This is a genomic window from Psychrobacter sp. PSP, from assembly GCF_024085615.1.
Taxonomy (GTDB): Bacteria; Pseudomonadota; Gammaproteobacteria; order Pseudomonadales; family Moraxellaceae; genus Psychrobacter; species Psychrobacter pacificensis.
The window spans coordinates 29,059-51,572 of sequence record NZ_JABLTF010000017.1 but is presented as its reverse complement, the minus strand read 5'-3'; the positions used below and the strand labels follow the sequence as shown (position 1 = coordinate 51,572).

At 44.4% G+C, this 22,514-nt stretch carries 21 protein-coding genes; 17 read left to right on the top strand and 4 right to left on the bottom strand.

Annotated elements, in window-relative coordinates; all coding sequences use genetic code 11:
- Positions 1 to 46 precede the first annotated feature (46 nt).
- The 5 genes from sucC (at position 47) to HL061_RS07825 (ending at position 6,518) form a co-directional block, all read left to right on the top strand.
- Complete coding sequence (gene sucC / locus HL061_RS07845; RefSeq protein ID WP_058023973.1) at positions 47 to 1,213, top strand: ADP-forming succinate--CoA ligase subunit beta; 1,167 nt, start codon at positions 47 to 49, stop codon at positions 1,211 to 1,213.
- Between the two features lie 98 nt (positions 1,214 to 1,311).
- The gene (sucD, locus tag HL061_RS07840) at positions 1,312 to 2,187 is read left to right on the top strand and encodes a succinate--CoA ligase subunit alpha (RefSeq protein ID WP_058023974.1); all 876 of its coding nucleotides are present in this window, start codon (positions 1,312 to 1,314) and stop codon (positions 2,185 to 2,187) included.
- 335 nt (positions 2,188 to 2,522) lie between these two features.
- Positions 2,523 to 3,395, top strand: a complete 873-nt coding sequence (locus HL061_RS07835) for a UTP--glucose-1-phosphate uridylyltransferase (protein WP_071002567.1) — start codon at positions 2,523 to 2,525, stop codon at positions 3,393 to 3,395.
- Positions 3,396 to 3,397: 2 nt separating this feature from the next.
- Positions 3,398 to 5,074, top strand: a complete 1,677-nt coding sequence (gene pgi, locus HL061_RS07830) for a glucose-6-phosphate isomerase (protein WP_252962700.1) — start codon at positions 3,398 to 3,400, stop codon at positions 5,072 to 5,074.
- Positions 5,075 to 5,111: 37 nt separating this feature from the next.
- Positions 5,112 to 6,518, top strand: a complete 1,407-nt coding sequence (locus HL061_RS07825; protein WP_252962699.1) for a UDP-glucose/GDP-mannose dehydrogenase family protein — start codon at positions 5,112 to 5,114, stop codon at positions 6,516 to 6,518.
- Between the two features lie 66 nt (positions 6,519 to 6,584).
- Here the strand turns inward: HL061_RS07825 and HL061_RS07820 are convergent, their stop codons facing one another.
- Entirely contained in the window at positions 6,585 to 8,072 is a 1,488-nt protein-coding gene (locus tag HL061_RS07820; RefSeq protein ID WP_240365734.1) for a phosphomannomutase CpsG, read from the bottom strand.
- A 244-nt stretch (positions 8,073 to 8,316) separates the two neighbouring features.
- Between HL061_RS07820 and mazG the strand changes: the two genes are divergently transcribed.
- From mazG to yjgA, 8 genes are all read left to right on the top strand, one after another.
- Entirely contained in the window at positions 8,317 to 9,183 is an 867-nt protein-coding gene (mazG, locus tag HL061_RS07815; protein ID WP_223334353.1) for a nucleoside triphosphate pyrophosphohydrolase, read from the top strand.
- Between the two features lie 76 nt (positions 9,184 to 9,259).
- Positions 9,260 to 9,559 carry a ComEA family DNA-binding protein gene (locus HL061_RS07810; RefSeq protein ID WP_240365735.1) on the top strand — a complete coding sequence of 100 codons (300 nt, stop codon included), beginning with the start codon at positions 9,260 to 9,262 and terminating at the stop codon, positions 9,557 to 9,559.
- A 166-nt stretch (positions 9,560 to 9,725) separates the two neighbouring features.
- Positions 9,726 to 11,870: a polynucleotide adenylyltransferase PcnB gene (gene pcnB, locus HL061_RS07805; RefSeq protein ID WP_071002561.1), complete on the top strand. Its 2,145-nt coding sequence runs from the start codon at positions 9,726 to 9,728 to the stop codon at positions 11,868 to 11,870.
- Between the two features lie 13 nt (positions 11,871 to 11,883).
- Complete coding sequence (gene folK / locus HL061_RS07800; protein WP_071002560.1) at positions 11,884 to 12,393, top strand: 2-amino-4-hydroxy-6-hydroxymethyldihydropteridine diphosphokinase; 510 nt, start codon at positions 11,884 to 11,886, stop codon at positions 12,391 to 12,393.
- 118 nt (positions 12,394 to 12,511) lie between these two features.
- A complete protein-coding gene (gene panB, locus HL061_RS07795; RefSeq protein WP_071002559.1) occupies positions 12,512 to 13,312 on the top strand; it encodes a 3-methyl-2-oxobutanoate hydroxymethyltransferase in 801 nt (266 codons plus the stop codon).
- 50 nt (positions 13,313 to 13,362) lie between these two features.
- Positions 13,363 to 14,265 carry a pantoate--beta-alanine ligase gene (gene panC / locus HL061_RS07790; RefSeq protein WP_083328898.1) on the top strand — a complete coding sequence of 301 codons (903 nt, stop codon included), beginning with the start codon at positions 13,363 to 13,365 and terminating at the stop codon, positions 14,263 to 14,265.
- Positions 14,266 to 14,315: 50 nt separating this feature from the next.
- Entirely contained in the window at positions 14,316 to 15,296 is a 981-nt protein-coding gene (gene rapZ / locus HL061_RS07785) for an RNase adapter RapZ (protein ID WP_093069802.1), read from the top strand.
- A gap of 48 nt (positions 15,297 to 15,344) precedes the next feature.
- Positions 15,345 to 15,857 carry a ribosome biogenesis factor YjgA gene (gene yjgA, locus HL061_RS07780; RefSeq protein ID WP_071002557.1) on the top strand — a complete coding sequence of 171 codons (513 nt, stop codon included), beginning with the start codon at positions 15,345 to 15,347 and terminating at the stop codon, positions 15,855 to 15,857.
- A 99-nt stretch (positions 15,858 to 15,956) separates the two neighbouring features.
- On the opposite strand, the gene HL061_RS07775 is transcribed toward yjgA, so the two are convergent.
- Complete coding sequence (locus HL061_RS07775; RefSeq protein ID WP_071002556.1) at positions 15,957 to 16,577, bottom strand: thiol:disulfide interchange protein DsbA/DsbL; 621 nt, start codon at positions 16,575 to 16,577, stop codon at positions 15,957 to 15,959.
- 500 nt (positions 16,578 to 17,077) lie between these two features.
- Here HL061_RS07775 and ubiG point away from each other — a divergent pair, with 500 nt between their 5' ends.
- The 4 genes from ubiG (at position 17,078) to HL061_RS07755 (ending at position 20,072) form a co-directional block, all read left to right on the top strand.
- Positions 17,078 to 17,926, top strand: coding sequence for a bifunctional 2-polyprenyl-6-hydroxyphenol methylase/3-demethylubiquinol 3-O-methyltransferase UbiG (gene ubiG, locus HL061_RS07770; protein WP_071002555.1), 849 nt, complete (start codon positions 17,078 to 17,080; stop codon positions 17,924 to 17,926).
- A gap of 83 nt (positions 17,927 to 18,009) precedes the next feature.
- A complete protein-coding gene (locus HL061_RS07765; RefSeq protein ID WP_071002554.1) occupies positions 18,010 to 18,720 on the top strand; it encodes an HAD-IA family hydrolase in 711 nt (236 codons plus the stop codon).
- Between the two features lie 98 nt (positions 18,721 to 18,818).
- Positions 18,819 to 19,655 carry a YciK family oxidoreductase gene (locus tag HL061_RS07760; protein WP_186475272.1) on the top strand — a complete coding sequence of 279 codons (837 nt, stop codon included), beginning with the start codon at positions 18,819 to 18,821 and terminating at the stop codon, positions 19,653 to 19,655.
- A gap of 150 nt (positions 19,656 to 19,805) precedes the next feature.
- Complete coding sequence (locus tag HL061_RS07755) at positions 19,806 to 20,072, top strand: DksA/TraR family C4-type zinc finger protein (RefSeq protein ID WP_071002552.1); 267 nt, start codon at positions 19,806 to 19,808, stop codon at positions 20,070 to 20,072.
- Between the two features lie 71 nt (positions 20,073 to 20,143).
- Here the strand turns inward: HL061_RS07755 and HL061_RS07750 are convergent, their stop codons facing one another.
- The gene (locus HL061_RS07750; protein WP_227517126.1) at positions 20,144 to 21,343 is read right to left on the bottom strand and encodes a GTP-binding protein; all 1,200 of its coding nucleotides are present in this window, start codon (positions 21,341 to 21,343) and stop codon (positions 20,144 to 20,146) included.
- Between the two features lie 79 nt (positions 21,344 to 21,422).
- Complete coding sequence (gene ompR / locus HL061_RS07745) at positions 21,423 to 22,181, bottom strand: two-component system response regulator OmpR (RefSeq protein WP_071002551.1); 759 nt, start codon at positions 22,179 to 22,181, stop codon at positions 21,423 to 21,425.
- Positions 22,182 to 22,514: the final 333 nt, after the last annotated feature.

The following is a 22,514-nucleotide window of genomic DNA, read 5'->3' as shown; positions in this document are numbered from 1 at the left end:
CTTGATTTCACTTTTTATTAATTGTAAAAAATAAAGGATACAATCAATGAATTTACATGAGTATCAAGCAAAAGAGCTATTAAAAAGCTACGGATTGCCAATTCAAGAAGGCATCATCGCCCATAACGGCGACGAAGCTGCTGCAGCTTTTGATAAAACCCCAACGGATATCGCGGTAATTAAAGCGCAAGTACATGCTGGTGGCCGTGGTAAAGCGGGTGGCGTAAAACTTGTCAAAACTCGCGAAGAAGCCAAGCAAGTTGCTGAAGAGCTGATCGGTACTAACCTAGTAACGTTCCAAACTGATGCTGATGGTCAGCCAGTCAACTTCGTATTGGTTGCAGAAGATATGTATCCAGTACAAACTGAGCTATATCTTGGCGCTGTTGTTGACCGTGCGACTCGTCGTGTGACGTTCATGGCCTCTACCGAAGGCGGCGTAGATATCGAAGAAGTAGCACACAACACACCAGAAAAAATCTTCAAAGTACACGTTGATCCTTTAGTTGGTTTAATGCCTTTCCAAGCGCGTGACGTTGCGTTCAAACTTGGCCTTGAAGGCAAGCAAATCAATCAATTTGTTAAATTGATGACTGGCGCCTATAAGGCATTTGTTGAAAATGACTTTGCATTGATGGAAATCAACCCATTAGCCGTTCGTGAAAACGGCGAAATCGTTTGTGTTGATGGCAAAATTGGCATCGACTCAAACGCCCTATATCGTCTGCCAAAAATCGCAGCACTACAGGATAAAACTCAAGAAAACGAGCGTGAGCTTAAAGCCGCTGAGTTTGACCTAAACTATGTTGCTCTAGAAGGTAACATCGGTTGTATGGTTAACGGTGCTGGTCTTGCCATGGCGACCATGGACATCATCAAATTGTATGGCGGCAAGCCTGCTAACTTCTTGGACGTTGGCGGCGGCGCAACCAAAGATCGCGTTGTTGAAGCGTTCAAAATTATCCTTGAAGACAGCAGTGTTGAAGGCGTACTAATCAACATTTTCGGCGGCATCGTACGCTGTGACATGATTGCAGAAGCGATTATTGCTGCAGTAAAAGAAGTTGATGTACAAGTTCCTGTGGTCGTGCGTTTAGAAGGTAACAATGCTGAGAAAGGCGCGCAGATCTTAGAAGAGTCTGGTCTGAAATTAATTTCAGCTCAAGGTCTTTCTGACGCCGCGCAAAAAATTGTCGACGCTGTTAAAGCGTAATAGCCAAAGCGTAATGACGGCAGTGGCATATTGAAATGCTAATGACAGCTGAAGCCTGCTGCCATCATTACAAGACAACCGAATACAAGGAAAATATAATGAGTGTATTAATCGATAAAGATACCAAAGTATTGGTACAAGGTTTTACTGGTAAAAACGGTACGTTCCATTCAGAACAAGCCATCGAATACGGCACCAAAGTAGTTGGCGGCGTAACCCCAGGTAAAGGCGGTCAAACGCACCTAGGCTTACCAGTGTTTAACACAATGGCGGAAGCCATGGAAGCGACTCAAGCTGACGCTTCTGTTATTTATGTACCAGCACCATTTGTACTAGATTCTATTGTTGAAGCCATCGATGCTGGCGTTAAGTTGATCGTTGTGATCACTGAAGGCGTACCAACTATCGATATGCTAAAAGCAAAACGCTATCTCGAAGAAGCTGGCGACGTGCGTTTGGTTGGTCCTAACTGCCCAGGTGTTATCACGCCAGGCGAATGTAAAATTGGTATCATGCCAGGCCACATCCATCAGCCAGGTAAAGTGGGCATTATCTCACGTTCTGGTACGTTGACTTATGAAGCGGTTGCTCAGACAACTAAGCTTGGTTTTGGTCAGTCAACGTGTATCGGTATCGGTGGTGACCCTATCCCTGGTATGAACCAGATTGACGCGCTAAAACTGTTCGAAGCAGATCCACAAACTGAAGCAATCATCCTAATTGGTGAGATCGGTGGTACTGCTGAAGAGGAAGCTGCTGCTTACATCAAAGACCATGTAACTAAGCCAGTTGTTGGTTATATCGCTGGTGTTACCGCTCCTGAAGGCAAGCGTATGGGCCATGCTGGTGCTATTATCTCTGGTGGTCAAGGTACTGCTGAAGAGAAATTCAAAGCGTTTGAAGATGCTGGCATCGCGTACACACGTGACCCATCTAAACTTGGCGACAAACTAAAAGAAGTTACTGGCTGGTAAGATAGACATTAGTCTATAGTGAAACTACTAAAACTATATTGAAATGTTAAGAAGACACCCCTACAATGGGGTGTTTTTTTATATCTGAAAATCCTATGAAAAGCGAGATATTGGCCATTACTTATAAAGATTGTATCAGTTTTCATAAACATGTTATTTTGAATGATATGGCTCGTAATTTTTGATTCAGGGTTCTTGAACTGATAATTTCTGTATATCTGCTGAGACGTTTGATATTAGCAAGGTACAAATCCAAATCGCTATAATATCTACTAAGTATTTGCTAAGTTAGCATTATTTTACCTAACCTACTTTCTTAAAACAGTCCTCTTATTATGAAAAAAATTACTCATGCTGTTATCCCTGTCGCAGGCTTTGGTACGCGTATGCTGCCATTGTCTAAATCTGTGCCAAAAGAATTGTTACCGCTTGGCAATCGTCCTGCTATCCATTATGTGGTCGAAGAGGCTATCGCTGCGGGTATCAAGCATATTGTCTTGGTCGGTCATGCACAAAAAAGCGCGATTGAAAACTACTTCGATATCAATGCTGAGCTAGATAATCAATTACGTCATAAAGGTAAAGATGAGCTGGCTGATAGTTTAAATTGGCTACCAGAGGATGTAACGGTATCAATGATACGTCAAGGTAAGGCCTTAGGTTTGGGGCATGCAGTACTAGCTGCGCGTCCTATCATTGGCGAGCATGATTTTGCTGTATTGCTCCCTGATGTCGTTCTCGATCCGTTTACTACTGATATGGCTGCTGATAATTTGGCCTTTATGATTGATGCTTTTAGTCATGACGGCCATTCGCAAATATTGGTAAATGAAGTTGCTGACGAAGATGTGCACAAATACGGTATCGCCAAACTTATCGATACCAGTCATATAGATGAGTTTGGCGACGTTAATGCCAGCTTTGGCGTGGCAGGTTTTGTAGAAAAGCCAAGCTTAGCAGAAGCACCATCAAACCTAGCTGTCGTAGGGCGTTATGTTTTTAGCAATCATATTTTTAATTACCTCGCAAACACTAAAGCCTCAGTCGGTGGTGAGATTCAACTGACTGATGCTATCGATGCGCTTATTAACGAATATGGTGTGAATGTGACAACGATGCGCGGTGCCAGTTATGATGCCGGTGACATGCGCTCGTATATGCAAGCGTTTATCTATTTTGCCGAGCAGCAATTAGCAGATGAAAAATAGCGATGGATAAGATAAAGGACGATAAGAAGTATCATAGCGCTCGCCGTTCCAAATACTGGGAGCAGTTGCAAACGCTTGCGGCGCAGCCATGGTCGCTGGCAAGTTTATTTGCGCAAGATGACAGTCGTGCGACACGCTTTAGTGCGCAAGCTGGCGCGCTGTACATGGACTATAGCAAGCAGTGTATCGATGAGCGAGTTATGGGTGCTTTATTGCGGCTAGCAGATAGCTGTGAGCTGTCCGCTCGAATTGATGCATTGATGCAAGGCGCGATGGTCAACAATAGTGAAGAACGTGCGGCCCTACATACAGCACTACGTCTGCCTGAGAATGCAGAGCTACAAGTTGGTAAGCAAGATGTGGTTGCCGATGTACATCATAGTTTGGCACAGGTAGCGAGATTATCCGAGCGTGTCCGTAGTGGCACATGGCGAGGGTTCTCAGGTAAGGCCATCACCGATGTGGTTAATATTGGCGTTGGCGGTTCTGATCTTGGGCCGCTCATGGCGACTGCTGCGCTTGACGAATGGGCAGATACGGAAATCGGTGTACATTTCGTCTCTAATATGGACGGCACTCAGCTTGATAATCTACTAAAGCACCTCAATCCTGAAACCACATTATTTATTATCTCTTCCAAATCCTTCGGTACGGTTGATACCTTATCTAATGCCAAAACCGCACTGTCTTGGTTACTTGCGACGGCGACGCTGCGCGCTGGTACTGAAGACAGTGTGTTGCGTCGGCACTTTATTGGAATATCAGCCAATAGTGAAAAGATGAGGGTTTGGGGGATACATCCTGAGCATCAATTAGAGCTTTGGGAGTGGGTTGGAGGCCGGTTTTCTTTGTGGTCAGCGATTGGGCTAGCCATTGCTATTCGTGTTGGTATGAATAGGTTTAGGGAGCTACTAAGTGGTGCTCACAGTATGGATGAGCATTTTGCACAGGCAGATTTTGTAGATAACTTACCAGTATTGCTAGGGCTGCTAGCTGTATGGAACAGTACGTTTTTGAGGGTGAATGCCCATACCGTATTGCCTTATGATGGACGGTTAGGCTATCTGCCTAGCTACTTGACCCAGCTTGAAATGGAAAGTAATGGCAAGTCGGTCACTCAGCACGGCGACCATATTGATTATGATACTTGTCCAATTCTGTGGGGCGAGATTGGTTCAAACGCTCAGCATGCCTTTTATCAGCTACTGCATCAAGGCACGCAGCAAGTCTCCTGTGATTTTATCGCTTGTGTACGCCGTTATAGTGGCGAGGTGCAAAACGCCTCGTTGCAACAACAGCATGAGCTATCTTTAGCAAACTGCCTAGCGCAAAGTCGAGTCTTGGCATTTGGCAATGCTGCTGTCACAGAGGCATCGAATAGTGATGCAAAAACGGTATCCAGTGCAGATAAATACAAATATTACCGTGGTAATCAACCATCGACTACCTTGCTTATCGATGAGCTTACGCCTCATAGTTTGGGTGCGCTGGTTGCGCTCTACGAGCATAAAGTCTACGTGATGGCCAGTATTTGGGATATCAATCCGTTTGATCAATGGGGGGTTGAGATGGGCAAGCAAATGGCAGAGTCTGTGCATGACGCTATGCAGCAAGAGGCTCACAGCCAATTTGACACTTCTACCGACCAGTTATTACAGCATATCAAAAAACTGTCTTAGTAATACTGATCAATCAATAATGTAAAAAGGTACACTCATGGGGACTGCTACAAACGATCAATGTATGCCTTATAATGGATTTGCATCAAACCCATTGACCAACTCCAATGTGTGTGTGCTGGTTGGCCATAGTATTGAAGCGATTACCAGTGCCGTGGTGCTGGCAAGTTTAGGTCAACGCGTTCATCTGTATGCAGATATAGATCTATTGGCTCAGCAGATACAGCAATATAGCTTTGAGCATCATCTGCAAGCGCTATGGCAAATGTATGTACAGCAGCGAGTTATTACAAGTCAAGCATTGCCAGATAGTGCAGAGACGTTAATACAATATTATGAAACGGCAAATCATGGTGACAGCCACGTCGTCAGTCAGAGCATTCATAGTGATGATCAAAATAAAGTGGCGCTTTACTGGTTGTTTTTAGACAGTATTAAGTCTGCGTGGACAGAAGATGGTTGGATTCGGGCTTTTAATCAAAGCCATCAGCAGGCATTACCTGTAATAATGAGCGGAATTAAGGAATTAGGCGCTGTATCAGCACTATCTGAGCGTCTACAGCGAGCGTGGGTCTATTATATACCGTTTGTTTTTTTGCAAGATGGTGATGCTTATAACTCCATGTTGAACCCTGCATTATGGTTGCTGGGTGAAAAAACAGCAGACAGCAACCAACATTTAGAGATGTTACAGCCGTTAATGCAGCATGCTCGCGCCGCTCATCATGCCGATATCGCAACGATAGAGTTTGCGCGTAGTAGTATCATGGCGATGCTCGCGACCCGGGTGAGCTTTATGAATGAGATGTCACGCTTGGCGGATAGCCAGCAGGTGGATATCAGTCAGGTGAGTCGTATTATGGGGTTGGATGAGCGCGTAGGCAGTAGCTATCTACAGGCAGGATGGGGGTTTGGCGGTAACACACTACCTACCGAGCTGGCTAAGTTACAGCAGTCGAGCAAAATGCATAGTTTAGACATGCCTCTTTTACAGTCTGTCGTGCATATTAATGAGGACCAAAAAGAGCTGATATTTCGCAAGTTTTGGCAGTATTTTGATGGTTTCATTGACAATAAAACTGTCATGATCTGGGGCGGCAGTTATAAAGCAGGCTCAGGCCGTACCGCAGGCTCAGCCATTCATCCATTGTTAGCATTACTGTGGTCTTATGGTATCCGTACACTGGTTTATAGTGATAAAGCACAGGGTGAGCTTGCTGCACTGTACGAACAACAACCATTGCTTGAATTGATTAGTAGTCCTTATCAGAGAATCAATGATGCTCAGGCCGTTTTTTTGATCAGCTGGTCGCCACGAGATCGATTGGATATTGATAAAATCAATCAGCAAGCCATGCCGGTATTTGATGCGCAAAATACATTTACTCGATCGCAAATTGATCGCTTAGTAGGCGACTATGTGGGCATTGGCCGATCTAAATAATGTTATTGAAGTTCTTCATTATTAAAAAAGCTCGCTAATCATGATTAGCGAGCTTTTTTTGTGACTTTACGCTGGTACTGCTCCTTGTACCGCTAGCCATTGTTGAATTTCTTGCGTTTTACTAGCCAATAACGAGTGATCGCCGCGACTTTCGATATTCAATCTAATCAGTGGTTCAGTATTTGAAGCACGCAAATTGAAGCGCCATTCGCCAAAATTTAGGCTTAAGCCATCAAGCAGAGATTTATTAGGGCTGTCTACACTAAATTTTTCTTCAATGGCACTGATGATGGTTGGGGCATCATGAGTCGTGAGGCGGAAGTTTAGTTCGCCTGAGCTGGGATAAGACTGAATATAGCCTGTGACCAATTCTGATAAGGTCTTACCTGTGATAGACAGCAGCTCAATGGTGAGTAACCAAGGAATCATACCGCTGTCACAATAGAAAAAGTCACGGAAGTAATGATGGGCCGACATCTCGCCACCATAGACCGCACCTGAGTCCCGCATGATTTGCTTGATAAAAGAATGTCCAGACTTACTGATGACGGCATTTCCGTTATGCGCTTCGATAACCGCTTCAGTATTATATATCACTCGTGGATCATAGACGATTGACTCACTCGGGTATTTGTTCAAAAATGCTTGAGCGAGCATACCGACGATGTAGCTACCATCAATGAACACGCCATTTTCGTCAAACAAAAAGCAGCGATCAAAGTCACCGTCAAAAGCAATACCAAGATCCGCTTTGTTTTCTAGTACGGCTTGCTGGGTCGCCAGTCTATTGGCTTCAATCATTGGATTAGGAATACCGTTAGGGAAGCTACCATCAGGCGTATGATGCAACGTGATAATTTCAATGGGTGCACCAGCTTGCGTCAGTCTATTGATTAACAAGTCAACGACTGGACCTGCACTACCATTGCCTGAATTAACGACCAGTTTGAGTGGTTTTAGTTTATCAATATCGATAAAAGTCATGACATGATCGATATAAGCACTTTTATCAGTCAATAATTGCAACTGTCCTGATTGATTGTCAGTGGTAAATTGTCCTGATTCTGCCAATGCCTGAATCTCTGCCAAACCGTCATCAGCACTGATAGGTTTTGAATGTTCTTTGACCAGTTTTAAACCATTATAGTTGATAGGGTTGTGACTGGCAGTCACCTCAATACCGCCCAGCGCCTGATAATAACTGGTGGCAAAGTACACCTCTTCCGTACCACTCATGCCCAAATCTATGACGTCGACGCCTGCATCAACGATGCCTCTGATAGCGGCTTGTTTTAATTGCTCACTAGAGTGGCGAATATCACTACCAATGACAATAGCTGGTTTTAGATCTGCCATATCATTGGTTTTATTTTCAATGGCTGCGTGATAGCGCTGATATAAAATCTGAGCAAAAGCCCGACCAATACGGTAGGCGATGTCTTCATCGAGATTGACGCCAAGCTCACCGCGTATATCATAGGCTTTAAACGAGTTGATGGTGATAGCATTGAATTCCGTGGCTGGCTGATAGCTGGTGGTCGCAGAAGTCGACATAATGATAAAATTCCTTGCGCATGAGCAATGATAAAATAAGAAAGTAGATAGCATAATTATAAGCCAATCAGGGTTCAATGATACATTAACTACTCAATGAGTTAGATACATGTCGATATGTATGATGCAGATTTATGCTGATCGATCACTAAGCCTCGTACTACACTGACATACGAGAATGATAAACTATACGCTATACCAAGCCAAAAAATGGCATGATAAATAAGATATAAGAGTATTTCCTATGAGTATTTTAGACAATAAAATTACCGTACCTAAGCCCGTGCAAGGCACACCAGAAGCGAACGGTGAGTTTGATGATTTACTGGCTTTGATGGCTCGTCTACGAGCAGATTGTCCGTGGGATAGGAAACAGACCAACCATAGCCTTATTCCGTATGCCATTGAAGAAGCCTATGAGCTGGGCGAAGCAGTGCAAAGCGATGATGATGAAGATATCAAAGGTGAGCTGGGTGATGTCCTATTACAAGTCATCTTTCATTGTCAGATGTACGCTGAACAAGGGCGTTTTGATATGAGTGATGTCATTACGACTTTACAAGAAAAGCTGGTTCGCCGTCACCCTCATGTATTTGAAGCCGAAACGCTCAAGGACGATGCCGCAGTAAAAATACGCTGGGATGAAATTAAAGCGGAAGAGCAACAGGCACGCGAAGCACGAGGTAAGTCAAAACGTCGCTTAGATAACGTAAAAGCCGGTAGTGCTCTCATGCAGGCACAAAATGTACAAAAACAAGCGTCAACGCTGGGTTTTGATTGGGACGGTGTTACTGGTGCCGTCGAAAAGCTAGACGAAGAGATTGCCGAGCTAAAGCATGAGCTAACAGATAAATCTATAGTCGAGATCAAAGCCAATATCAGAGAGGTAGAAAAGGAATTAGGCGATTGCATGTTTGCGCTCGTCAATGTCGCACGTAAACTAAACCTTGATGCAGAAGCCGCTACCTTAACCTGCGTACATAAATTTAAATCACGTTTTGGTTATATTGAGGAGCAATTAGCATTAAGTGGTAAGCGTTTGGAGGACAGCGATATAACCGAAATGGATGGATTGTGGGAAGCGGCGAAACAACATGAACGCTCATCATAAAATTTCGTCTCACAGTTATATTTCGCCTAGCAGCTACACAGCAATGTCTATTGTTAGTCTTTTATGCGCTCTGCTGATGCTTAATAATGCCCACGCTGCTCCCTGTTTTGAGAACCCTCAGCGCGCTTACAATTATCTGTTGGCACAAGAAAATGCCAAAATACAGGCACGAGATGAAGCCACCGTAAATATCAATCGTGCCAGTGAAGGCGAGCTGGTATCGCTGAATGGTATTGGCAGCAGTAAAGCCCAGGCGATTATTTTATATCGTGAAATGTTCGGTGAATTCAAAACAGTAGATGAGTTGGCAAAGGTGAAAGGTATTGGTGCAAAAACGCTTGAGAAAAATCGAAGACGCTTAAGTGTGCAAGATTAATAGCGGTATTTTGCATTAATCAATCCCAATATTGACAAAATAGCATGTAAGTAAATGTCATAACACACCCAGCACGTGCAAAATTTGTTAAACTAGCGGGTACATCCGCCTGATAAACGCTGTGTTATTCAGGGGTGGTTAAAGAATACCGGCGAGGAGTAGATGCATGGCCGAGCGTGCCGCCAAGCAGTTAGAACTGAACAAATCTGAATTACCCAATTCCATTACTGAAGTGATTGCCACATTGACCCGAGCTGGGTTTGATGCGTATATTGTTGGTGGCGGTGTGCGCGATACCTTATTGGGTCTGCGCCCAAAAGACTTTGACGCCGTGACTGATGCCAAGCCGCACGAGATTAAAGACGTCTTTGGCAAGCGTTGCCGTATCATCGGTCGCCGCTTCCAATTGGCACATGTATATTCAGGTCGCGAGTTAATCGAAGTGGCGACGTTTCGTGGTCCACCAACGAGCAATGCCAATACCAATCAGGACGGTATGATCCTGCGCGACAATGTGTGGGGCGATATCAAGCAAGACTTTGCCCGTCGTGACTTTTCTATCAACGCGCTTTATTATCAGCCGCTCAAAGGCGTGGTTCATGATTTCTGCGGTGCGCTTGATGATATTGATAATAGAATCATTCGTCTATTGGGTCATGCGCCAGTGCGTATCGAAGAAGATCCAGTAAGACTATTACGTGCGCTGCGATTTAAAGCCAAATTGGGCTTTGAGTTTGATGATGCGTTATCCGATCAGTTTCATGATGGTAATTGGGCGCTGCTTGAGCAGATATCGCCACATCGTCTCTACGATGAAACACAGAAGATGTTTACCGGTGGCTATCTAGTGCCACTGTTGCCACTATTGTTTGAGTCTGGCGCGATCGATAGCCTCATCATTTATCCACCAGCCGAGCCAAGCGCCTTAGTCAATCAAGTGGCCATCAATACCGACAAGCGTATTGCGGCAGGCAAAAGCATCAATCCAGCGTTCTTTTATGCAGCGCTATTGTGGGAAAACTATTTGCATCAATTGGCAAAAGCTAAAAAGCGCAATATGCCGTTTGCTGAAGCACAAATGCATGCCGCTGGTAAAGTCATTGACCGTCAACGCATCAAAACCGCTATTCCAAAATTTGCTGAGCAGTTTATCCGTGATATTTGGATATTGCAGCCAAAACTTGCGGCTCCGCGTAGCAAGCAAATCGTTCAGCTCTCTGAGCATCCGCGCTTTCGTGCGGGTTTTGACTTCTTATTATTGCGTGAGCAATGCGGTGATGCTGAGCATCCATTGTCAGAGTCGACGAATGGCATGGGCGAGTGGTGGCAGACGTATCAGACATTGTCTGAGCGAGAGCAGCAGCAAGCGATTGAAGCGTTCGACGAAAATATTCGCCGCGGTGCCTATAAAAAAGGGCAACGTAGCCGCGGACGCAACCGCCAAAAACCAGAAGCAAATATCACTGATCACTCACCATCTAATCAGAACAGTGCAAAACAAAGTAAAGCCAATACTAGTACTGATAAAGGTAGGAATGATCAGACAATGGTAAATGACCCATCAAATATCCCAGCACGTCGTCGTCGCGCTGCCAGTCAGACCAAAAACACTGGTAAAGAATATGATACGCAGCAAGTCAAGCAAGACAGTAATGAGCTTGCTCAGCTACAGCAGCTATCGCTTGCCAGTAATAACCAAGCGACAAACAAAGGCCATCACTCTAAACCTGCGCCACTGTTCGTTATAGAGCACGAAAAAGTTGTGCCACCGCTACAAAAGCAACTATTAGATGAGCAAGCATCGCAGCCGAAGCGCAAGAATGCACCTGTGCAAACGGATAAAGCTGATCATTCAGATAGTACTCAGTTGTCTAAAGCTAATTCGTCAGAGGTTAAGGCAACATCTGATCAGGTAAAACCAACTCGCTCAATCGCCAGATCGCCAGCGCTTGTCAGTATGAATAACGAGCCGATTCCGCACAAGCGTCGCCGTCGTCAGCCTACTGTTGATAGTACAAATAGTGTCGAGTTGCAAAGCAAAGCTGATAAAGAACAATCAACAGCGAAGTATGCGAGAAAAGCACTTAAGTCAGTAGCGTCATCAGCTAGTCCAGCTGATACTACAGAAGCAAAAACTGTAGCGCGTGAAGGGACAAAGAAAGCGGCTACACCAACAAAGGTCAAGAAACCAGTCAAAGCAAAGACTGAGCAAGTTAATAGTAATCAAGCGCCTGCTGTTAAAGTGACCGATGATAAAGGCCCTGTGCCATCAAAACGCCGTCGCCGTCAGCCTAGTACTGACAGTGCCTGATATGAATAACAGTATGAATGATAGTCACTGGGTTACCTGTTATGTGGGCCTAGGTAGCAATCTATCTAATGAGTTGGGCTCGCCTATAGACCATTTGCAGCAAGCGCTTGAAAGCATGAAAAAGAGTGAGAAAATACGCGAAATTAGCGTGTCTTCTTTTTATGCGTCAGCGCCAATGGGTCCACAAGACCAGCCAGACTTTATCAATGCGGTTGCTGGGTTTGAAACGGTAATGACGCCTTTTGAGCTGCTTAGTTTTTGTCAGCAGTTAGAAAGCATGGCCAAGCGGGCACGTTTGCGCCGCTGGGGTGAGCGTAGTCTAGATGTCGATATTTTACTATATGGTGATATGCAGATTGCCGAACCACAGCTAACGGTTCCGCACGTTGGACTATGCGAGCGTAATTTTGTATTAATACCACTGCGAGAGTTAGCGCCACATTTGACTATCGTAGAAACACCAATAGCTGATTACCCACAAAGTCATGATTGGACAGGCTTAAAATTATTATCAAACGACTGATCTGCAGTGGCTTATCATAACTGATTAAGTATCAGATACTTTTTATGATAGCTCACTAACGCTCGCTAAAATGATAGACATTGATAATTAAAGGCATTGCAAGTTAATTGAGGGTCATATGACAACATTATCTACGTTGAATAAATTTAAAAAAGAGGGTACTAAGTTTACTTGCTTGACGTGCTATGACTCAATGTTTGCACGGATGATGGATAAGGCACAGATCGATACGATTTTGATTGGTGATAGTCTAGGTATGGTCGTGCAAGGCCATGACTCAACACTACCTGTAACCGTCAATGATATGGCCTATCACACAGCCAATATCGCTCGTAGTAATAAACACGCTTTGATATTGGCTGACCTGCCGTTCATGAGTTATGTGACGTTGCCAGAAGCCATTGCCAATAGCCGCCAATTGATGCAAGCAGGGGCGCATGTGATTAAGGTCGAAGGCGGTAGTGAGCTCTGTGAATTGGTGACGACTTTAGCGCAAGCAGGAACGCCTACTTGTGTACATCTTGGTTTGACTCCGCAATCGGTCAATGTCTTTGGCGGCTATAAGATTCAAGGCCGCGGTGACGAAGCGGCTGACAAATTGCTCGCTGATGCTAAGGCAGTGGTTGATGCTGGTGCAGCGCTTTTGGTGCTAGAGTGTGTGCCGGCAGCACTTGCCAAAACAGTGACAGATGCTGTTGCTGTACCAGTCATTGGCATCGGTGCAGGCGCAGATACTGATGGTCAGGTACTGGTGATGCATGACATGTTGGGCATGGTACACGGTCGTGTGCCACGTTTTGTACATGACTTTTTGACCGATGAGCGCAATCATGCACGCAGTATTGAAGGGGCTTTTGCGTTATATCAGCAATCAGTACGTGAGGGCAGCTTTCCAACTGAACAGCATCAATTTAGCTAATCTATTTGAGCTTTCAAATATCAGAATATTGAAATATAAGAAAAACTACCATGTCTCCAATTATTTATCATGATATCCCATCACTACGTGCAGCGCTTCAGCCTTATCGTGGTCACCAAATTGACAAACAAGACCGTCAGCAGCGTATTGCGTTAGTACCAACAATGGGTAATCTGCATCAGGGTCATATAGAGCTGGTAAAAATTGCTAAACAGCATGCGGATATCATCGTCGTTAGTATTTTTGTCAATCCTACTCAGTTCGGTGTGGGCGAGGATTTTGATAGTTATCCGCGTACACTAGACGAGGATGTGGCTAAGCTTGCCACTGTTGGTGCAGATTATGTGTTTGCGCCAAGCGTTGATGCGATGTACCCAGTATTACCACCACCGACTACTGTATTAGCTGGCGCTATTAGTAGCCAACTATGTGGTCAATCACGTCCTGGTCATTTTGATGGCGTTGGTATCGTTGTCTCTAAGCTTTTCAACATTGTGCAACCAGATGTGGCGATATTTGGCCAAAAAGACTATCAGCAGCTGGCTATTATTAAGCAGTTGGTGCGTGATTTGAGCTACCCAATTGAGATTATTGGTGCACCTATTATTCGTGCTGATGATGGGCTAGCGCTCTCCTCACGTAATCAATACTTAACCGAATCTGAGCGACAAGTTGCGCCTATACTGCATCGAGAGCTACAAGATTTGGCAGAGCAGTTGAAAGGTGGTGGTATTAGTCAGCAAGCGTTTGAATCATTACTAAAAGACAAGCGTACACGCATTAGTGATGCAGGTTTCACGATCGATTATCTAGAAGTAAAAACTGAAGCGCTGGGTTCTGTCGTAAGTGACTCTACAACTTTCAATATAGAAAATAAAAACATTGTTATTTTGGTTGCAGCATGGCTGGGACGCGCACGTTTATTGGATAATCAGTTAGTAGTGGTGGGGTAAACCCTTCGGTACATATTGTATCGGATGCAATGAACTAGAATGGGTAGATCATGGATATAAATCAGGATCAAAGCGAGAATCAAGCCGCATCGACAACGCCAAAAATATCAGCGCCAAAAATATCAACGGATAAACTCAGCATTCTAGTGGTATCAGGCCGTTCAGGCTCAGGAAAAACCTCAGTACTGAATATCTTAGAGGATTTAGGTTACTACTCTATTGATAATCTACCGTTGTCTTTATTGCCGAGCGCCGCGCACAAACTGGTAAAAGAGAGCGGTATCAATCGCATTGCCCTTGGCGTTGATATTCGAACGCCGCGCGCGGATCTGTCCAATTTTGCAGCAACCTATGCAGCATTAAAAGACACTTACGGCAGTCAAGCTGTTCAAGTGTTGTATGTGACCGCGCAGGAGAGTACCCTGATAGCGCGTTTCAATGCGACGCGCCGTGTACATCCACTCATGTCTCAGGATGTCGATAGTGACAATGCAAACCATGTCGTATTCAATCTACCTGCCGCGATCAAAAAAGAAGTTGAGCTGTTAAAGCCCATCTCCAGTCAAGCAGATATCAAGATCGATACAACGACTTTAAATATTCATCAGTTAAAAGACAGGTTACGCGAACATATTGGCATGGACAATCAAATTGTCATTAACCTGCTGTCATTTGGTTTTAAGCACGGTAGTCCTATTGATGCTGATTTTGTGTTCGATGTCAGGATTTTGCCTAATCCACATTGGAATCCTGAGCTGCGTGCCTCGACAGGGCTCGATGCTGAAGTCAGCACGTTTTTTGCAGAGTATCCTGAAGTGGCTGAAATGCTAGATGATATCGATAAGTTTTTGACACGTTGGCTACCAGAGTTTTTGCACAATAATCGTCATACAGTGACGGTTGCGATCGGTTGTACCGGCGGTAAGCATCGTTCAGTATTTATCACCGATCATCTACAGCGTCGCCTCGCTGATACGATGCCAGAAGGTGTAAAGGTACTGGCAAAGCACCGTGAAAAAAGTCGTTGGTAGTTATATTCAGCACTATTAATTTATTACTTATTATTTTGGAAAGCTTTTATGATTGACTGGTCAGAACAAGATATGCGTGTCTCGCGCACAGAGCTCAAAAAAGCCCACGAGCGCTTACAGCAGTTATCCATACCACTCGCTAGCCTCTCAAAAAAGCAGTTAAAAACGTTGCCAGCTAGTGATTATTTTATGGCTGAACTCATGGCATTGGCCGATATTACCAGCGCCAATGCTCGTAACCGTCAGACCAAACGCGTCGGTAAGCTCATCAGCGAAGAAAATCGCCACGAGTTGGTCAAGGCATTGTTTGATGCATTTTTCCCCAAAGAGCAGGTGTCTAAAATTGAAAGTTGGTATGATCGTCTAAATATCAATGATGAGGGCACGCTCAAGCAATTTGTCAAACAATACAAAGCCTCTGAACACAACAGTATGTATCAATTACTACTATGGATTGAGTACGCCAAACATATGCAAGACGACGAGCTAATGGCAGAATCCAAAGCAGACTTGGCAAGCTATATTCGCGAAGTGGCGATCTTGTCGCAATTGAAAAAATAGATATACGATAGTAATATCGACTAGATTTTAGAACGCAAAAAAGCCAATCAATGACTGATTGGCTTTCTTGTATGCGCTGTATAAGCTTGTATATAGAGGCTATTTTTTCTCAGCGCGAGCTTTATCGACTAGATATTCAACCACTTTAGGCACCTTAGCATCTTCACCTGTGACTACATATTTGCCTTGTACGACTACAGCAGGTACGCCAGTAAGCTGATAGCGCTTAGCGCCTTCTTGTGAGCGACCAATTTTTGTGCCAACAGCAAATGAGTTGTAAAGACTGTTGAATTTCTTCTCATTCACGCCTTTTGATGCGTACCATTTACTCAATGATGATTGATCAAACAGTTTTTTGCCATCTTTGTGGATCGCGTCAAACAAGGCAGAATGGGTTTTGTCTTCGAACCCTAAAAGCTGAGCCGCATAAAAACCACGAGCATTGGCTTCCCAAACAGGGTTTAGTGCTGCTGGTGTTTTAAAGAATACGACATCTTTGTCTTTAGTCTTTGCCCATTTCTCCATATGTGGATCAAGCACATTACAGTGCGGGCAGCCATACCAGAAAAACTCACGAACAATAATAGCATCACCGCTGATGGTCTCTGGATTGTCTAGCACACGATAATCTTTTCCAGCGACATAGTCTGCAGCTTGTGCGCCCATAGAAGCAAGTCCAATGGCCATTGCCAGACCAGTCAATGTAATGACACGTTTCATACTTTATCCTTAAGATGTAGGGATTTAGAGTTTGTTAAAGGGTTTGTGTATCTATGGCGCTTATAATACATGATATCTGAGCGAGAAGAATTTCAATATACTTAAGTGACATAATATTGAGGTATCGACTATGATAACGTAAAACGTGGGCGCTTGTGAATCGGATTCTTAACCGACAGTTGTAAAGCTGTTAGCTATTATTTAAGGTATCTTACTTACGCTGCTTTGTATTTTTATCAATATTATCCGCTCATTTATATTTTTAGATCAGATCTCTCTATACTAGGAGTAATTGTCGATAATATGAATGAGTATTTTTATAATAGGCCGTATAACGGCGCTATTACAAAGCAGCTAGCACACAAACTTAGGTGTTTGCCCAGTCTATTCACAATCAGTGACGATGTACTTACGACAAAGAAGCTGCGCTCATGATAATATTGAACACATAATCGTGCACCTTCTACGATAATAATGATAACGACAACAAAGGAAATACTATGAGCTCAGCCTTATCTTCTTCGCCAACATCGAGCGATACAACCAAAAACCGCTTCGATGATACAGTAACGAATACGATAAACGTCGATCCCAGCGAAGTCGAAAAATTTAACAACTTGGCGAGTGAATGGTGGAGCAATACAGGTGCATTTGCAACCTTACATGAAATCAATCCATTACGCTTAAATTGGATAGAAGAAAACGTCAAACGGGGTTATCAAAACGACGCTAACAATGGCAACAACACTGGCGCGATCAAAACAGCAGAGCAAGGGCTCTCTGGTAAAAAGGTACTGGATGTCGGCTGCGGCGGTGGCATATTATCGGAATCTATGGCGCGCCGCGGTGCGGATGTGACAGGGATTGATTTGGGCGCTGAAAACCTCAAGGCCGCAACCGTACATGCCTCACAGAGCGGGTTAGAGAACACATTGCGCTATCAGCATATTCCAGTTGAAGAGCTAGCAAAAACGCATGCAGGTCAGTTCGATGTGGTGACCTGTATGGAGATGCTGGAGCATGTGCCTGATCCTAGCTCAATTGTACAAGCGTGTTATGAGCTACTAGCGCCTGGCGGCGTCTGCGTGCTCTCAACCATCAATCGCAACCCAAAATCGTATTTGTTTGCCATCGTTGGGGCAGAGTATGTATTGCGATTGCTCGACCGCGGCACGCATGATTATGCCAAATTTATCACGCCAGCTGAGCTAGACAAAATGGCCATCAATACAGGATTTGCACGCCAAGATATCATCGGTTTGCATTACAATCCCTTGACCAAGCGTTATTGGCTTGCTCAAAATGTCGATGTCAATTATATGATCGCCGTTCAAAAGCCATTGGTTTAACGCGGTAGATTTGACACTGTAGACGGCTTTCTTTATCCATTGTAATTTTACTAAACACGTTATCAATCTCAAGAGCATTCACTATGAGCCAATTTGTAAAAGCTGTTTTATTTGACCTTGATGGCACGTTAATCGATACTGCCGCGGACTTTGTGCGTATGATTGGTAAAATGAGCCTTGAAAATAATTGGCAAGCGCCGTCCGAGACAGATATTCGTGAGCAAGTTTCTGCGGGTGCATCCGCTATGGTGCAATTGATGCTCAGACATAACGATCAGCTAGAGGTTGGCGAGGACGAGTTACTTAATTTTCGTCAACAGTTCCTAGATGACTATGAGGCCGACATCTGTGTCGATAGCTGCTTGTTTGATAGCCTTGACGCGGTGCTGGCAGATCTAGAGAGCAAAGGCGTACCGTGGGGTATTGTCACCAACAAGCCCCGCTATCTGGCAGAAAAACTGCTCAATAAAATGCAACTTGATGAGCGCTGTGCCGCTTTGGTCTGTCCAGACGATGTATCACGCTCAAAACCGGATCCTGAGCCGATGTATATGGCCCTAGAGAAACTGGGCATCCCTCGCGGTGCCGCTGGCTCTGTGCTCTATGTGGGCGATCATATCCGTGATATTGAAGCGGGCAACGCCGCTGGCATGCCAACCATTTTGGCCGCTTATGGTTATATTCCGCCTGAAGATCAAAAGACGCTAAAGAAGTGGGGAGCTGACTATATTGTTGAGACCCCTGAGCAGTTGAAAAAATTGCTGCTTTCTTCTGGCAAATTTGAGTATTTATAGACTGGTTTTTGGGTAGTAAATCGTCAGTATGAGTCATCTTGAGTTCATACTGATAAGCATATATTTTAATGATTCAACGATAAGTAGTGAGTAATACCATGAGTGACAATATCAATCAGCCAGCTAATCAGACAAACAACCAAAAAAACGTTCAAAGTCTTACTCAACCTTTGACTCATGACGATATTCGCAATTTTGTGCCACCTACTCATTGTCTAGATGGAAAAACTATCTTAGTGACAGGTGCAGGGGATGGCATTGGCCGTGTTGCAGCATTAACCTATGCTCGCTATGGCGCTACAGTATTACTACTAGGTCGTACCAGCAGCAAGCTCGAGTATGTCTATGACGAGATTGAGAGCCTTGGCGGTAAACAGCCTGCTATGTTGCCGATGAATCTAGAAGGGGCGACCTATGCTGAAATGCAGCAGCTAGAAGGATTGATTGATAAAGAAGTTGGTCAGCTGGATGGTATTTTGCATAATGCGGGTGTGCTTGGGCAATTGACGCCACTTGAGATGTATGACGTTGATACATTCGCTCAAGTCATGAAGGTTAACTTTACAGCGACCTTTATGCTCACCCAAGCATTGCTACCACTGCTAAAAGATGCCGATCATGGCTCTATCGTCTTTACGTCTAGCACTGTAGGTACGCATCCTCGTGCGTTTTGGGGCGCTTATGCGCTCTCTAAGCAAGCGGTTGAAGGTATGAGTGATATCTTCACGCAAGAAACTCAAAACACCACCAACCTGCGCTTTAACTGTATCAATCCGGGTGCTACTCGCACCAATATGCGCGCTCATGCTTATCCAGGGGAGAACCCTATGAGCTTAAAAACACCTGAAGATATTATGGCAGGCTACGTCTGTTTGATGAGTGATGCCAGTATTGGGGTGCGCGGGCAAGTTGTTGAGTTGCAGCCAAAAGATTAACAGTGATATTTTTGCTTTATGTGGTCATGTTCTATTTATGATATTGCGACGATTATTAGGTTGTAATCAGTCGTATCTAGCCCCATATATTTGTTATTAAAGAAGTTATATACAAAATAATGACTAATAAAAAACAAATAGGATAAAATTATGGCAGGTGGCTGGTCAAGAGATGGTGCTGAGCATGAGCAAATGGATGCAACGGTCAATGATGCGTTAGAGCGCGCAAGACGCTCATTGCCAACAGGTGTGAGTGCAGAGTTTTGTGACGAATGCGGTAATTCTATTCCGGAGGCGCGGCGACTAGCGTTGCCTGGTATCCAGCATTGCGTCAGTTGTCAGACAGCGCTTGAGCAAGAGGCAAAGGCGGTGGAGCTATTTAATCGTCGCGGCAGTAAAGACAGCCAATTGCGCTAAAAGGAAGAAGAAAGCAAAAGGGCGGGCATTGCTAGATAACATAGCAATGCCCGTCTTTTTTCTGTCTGTTGCTATATAACCATTGCCATCAGTTCACGATCGCAATCCTCCCAATTTATAGAAGCTGCTGACGCTTTGGCATCATGTTCAGTTTCTGTTTTTTCTGTAGCTGTATCGACAGCATTGCCTAGTTGCAAAATGATTTCTAGCCGACTATCAGTCTGTGGATCGATTGTTTTGGTGGTTAGACTACCAGGGTTAAAATTGATCTGCAGCCAGCCATCAGAAGTATGAACCACGCCTTTGATACGTTGCCAATTTGGCAAATTCAATAACCAATTCTGTAAATCGTCAGCGTTTAGTATGTAGTGTGCAGGTAATCGCCATCCAGCCAACTGAAAATCCTGCTGCTCTTCATGATAGCGATAGGGCAGATCACTATTAGCACTAGCCTGAGCTTCTGTCTCATCGGTAGATGAACTCGATGATGGTACAGTTGCTAAAGAATGGGTTTGAGACTGCAAGCCGATCATCGGTTTGTGAAGATGAGTGATACTGATTTTACGTTGATTTGCGATGATATGGCTGGGCTTGTCGAGTTGGTAGTTTAGACCTGCTATGTATTCCTTGGTTAATGGGGTGTTTGATGCGTCTGTTGTCTCAGTTATTAGTTCGGATACTGCCCAAATGATTTTCACTTGTGAATTTAGCTTGGCTATCCACTCTATCAAGGTGTGTTTTTCGCTACTACTTAGTTGATCATAACGATTGACGATCAGCACATCGGAATCACGAACATGCGCTTGAAAACCCTCATGATCACGATATTTAATCTGTTGCCACTGCTCGCCACTCAGTACAGTTATCAACGTATTCATCTGTAGTGCGGTTTGCCAATGCGGCGCACTGAGCTGTAATATCAGCTCGCGTGGATGTGCCAATCCTGTGGGTTCAATAAGCAGTCTTCGCGGGTGATGGTCATTAAGCAGTCGACTGATCGCAATTTGTAAGGGCAGTTGACTGGTACAGCAAATACAGCCGCCACTGACTTCACGCATGGCGATATTCTGTTGCTCAAGATCGTTATCTTGAGAGCTTGCCAATAGTGCACCATCAATACCGATACGGCCAAACTCATTGATTAATAGCGCCCAGCGCTCGTCATTAGGTTTTGTGGCAAGTAGCTGATTGATGACGGTGGTTTTGCCAGCACCTAAAAACCCTGTCACTAATGTGCAGGGTATGTTTTGAAAAATAATAGGGTTTTTCACAGATATGCTCATCATATCGGCACGTGTTTATGAATGACCAAACACGGCCTATATTAAAAGAAATGTCATCAGTCAAAGGTTATTCACTCTTGACGGTTTCTACCTCAGCTTCATCAGGAACGAACACATAGCCCACGCCCCATACGGTCTGAATGTAGCGAGCTTGTGAAGGGTTGTCTTCAATCAAGCGACGCAAGCGTGATACCTGTACATCGATAGAGCGCTCCATCGCACCCCACTCACGACCACGGGCAAGGTTCATCAATTTGTCACGGGTCAACGGCTCACGTGGATGCTGTACTAGCGCTTTGAGTACGGAGAACTCACCAGTGGTTAAGGTCACAACATTGCCATCGCGTTTGAGCGTACGAGTCGATAGATCTAGTGTCCATGGACCAAATTCAACCACTTCTAATTGGTGACTTGGTGCCCCTGGAAGCTCACGGTTCTGACGACGCAACACGGCTTTGATACGCGCCAATAGCTCTTTTGGGTTAAACGGCTTAGGCAGGTAATCATCTGCACCCGCTTCCAAACCTGCGATACGGTCAGCATCGCCACCTTTAGCAGTCAGCATAATGATTGGAATATCCGCATTGTCTGCACGTAGGCGCTTACAGATGCTAATACCGTCTTCGCCCGGTAGCATCAAATCTAACACAACCAAAGAGAAGAGCTCACGTTGCATGAGTTTGTCCATCTGACTACCATCATGGGCAGTACGAACGACGAAACCATCGTCTTCTAAGAAGCGCTGTAGCAAAGAGCGCAGGCGAGCGTCATCATCGACAACTAAAATACGCTGAGTCAAAGTATCGGGGCTGTTGTTATCAGTCATACAGGCATCCTCTTATAAAAATTATTGTTAGCAGAAATGACGAGTAAAAAGCGATGAGTAAAGCACTGCCATTAATTATCGTTATTTAATGATGGATCAAAACAAGCACGTCATAAAACCAAAAACTATTGTTCAATATATCAGCACATCTCAATATTTGTGCTATGGATACTTTAGTGTATAAGATTGCACTGCGAATTGCATCACTCATAAGAATAAATGCTGTATGCGTTTGTTTAACAAGGCTACAGAACGTTTGATATAAAACGTTTTATGCCGCAAAACAGGCGATAATTAACGAAAAGATAAAAAGGATTTTTATTCATGCAGCTT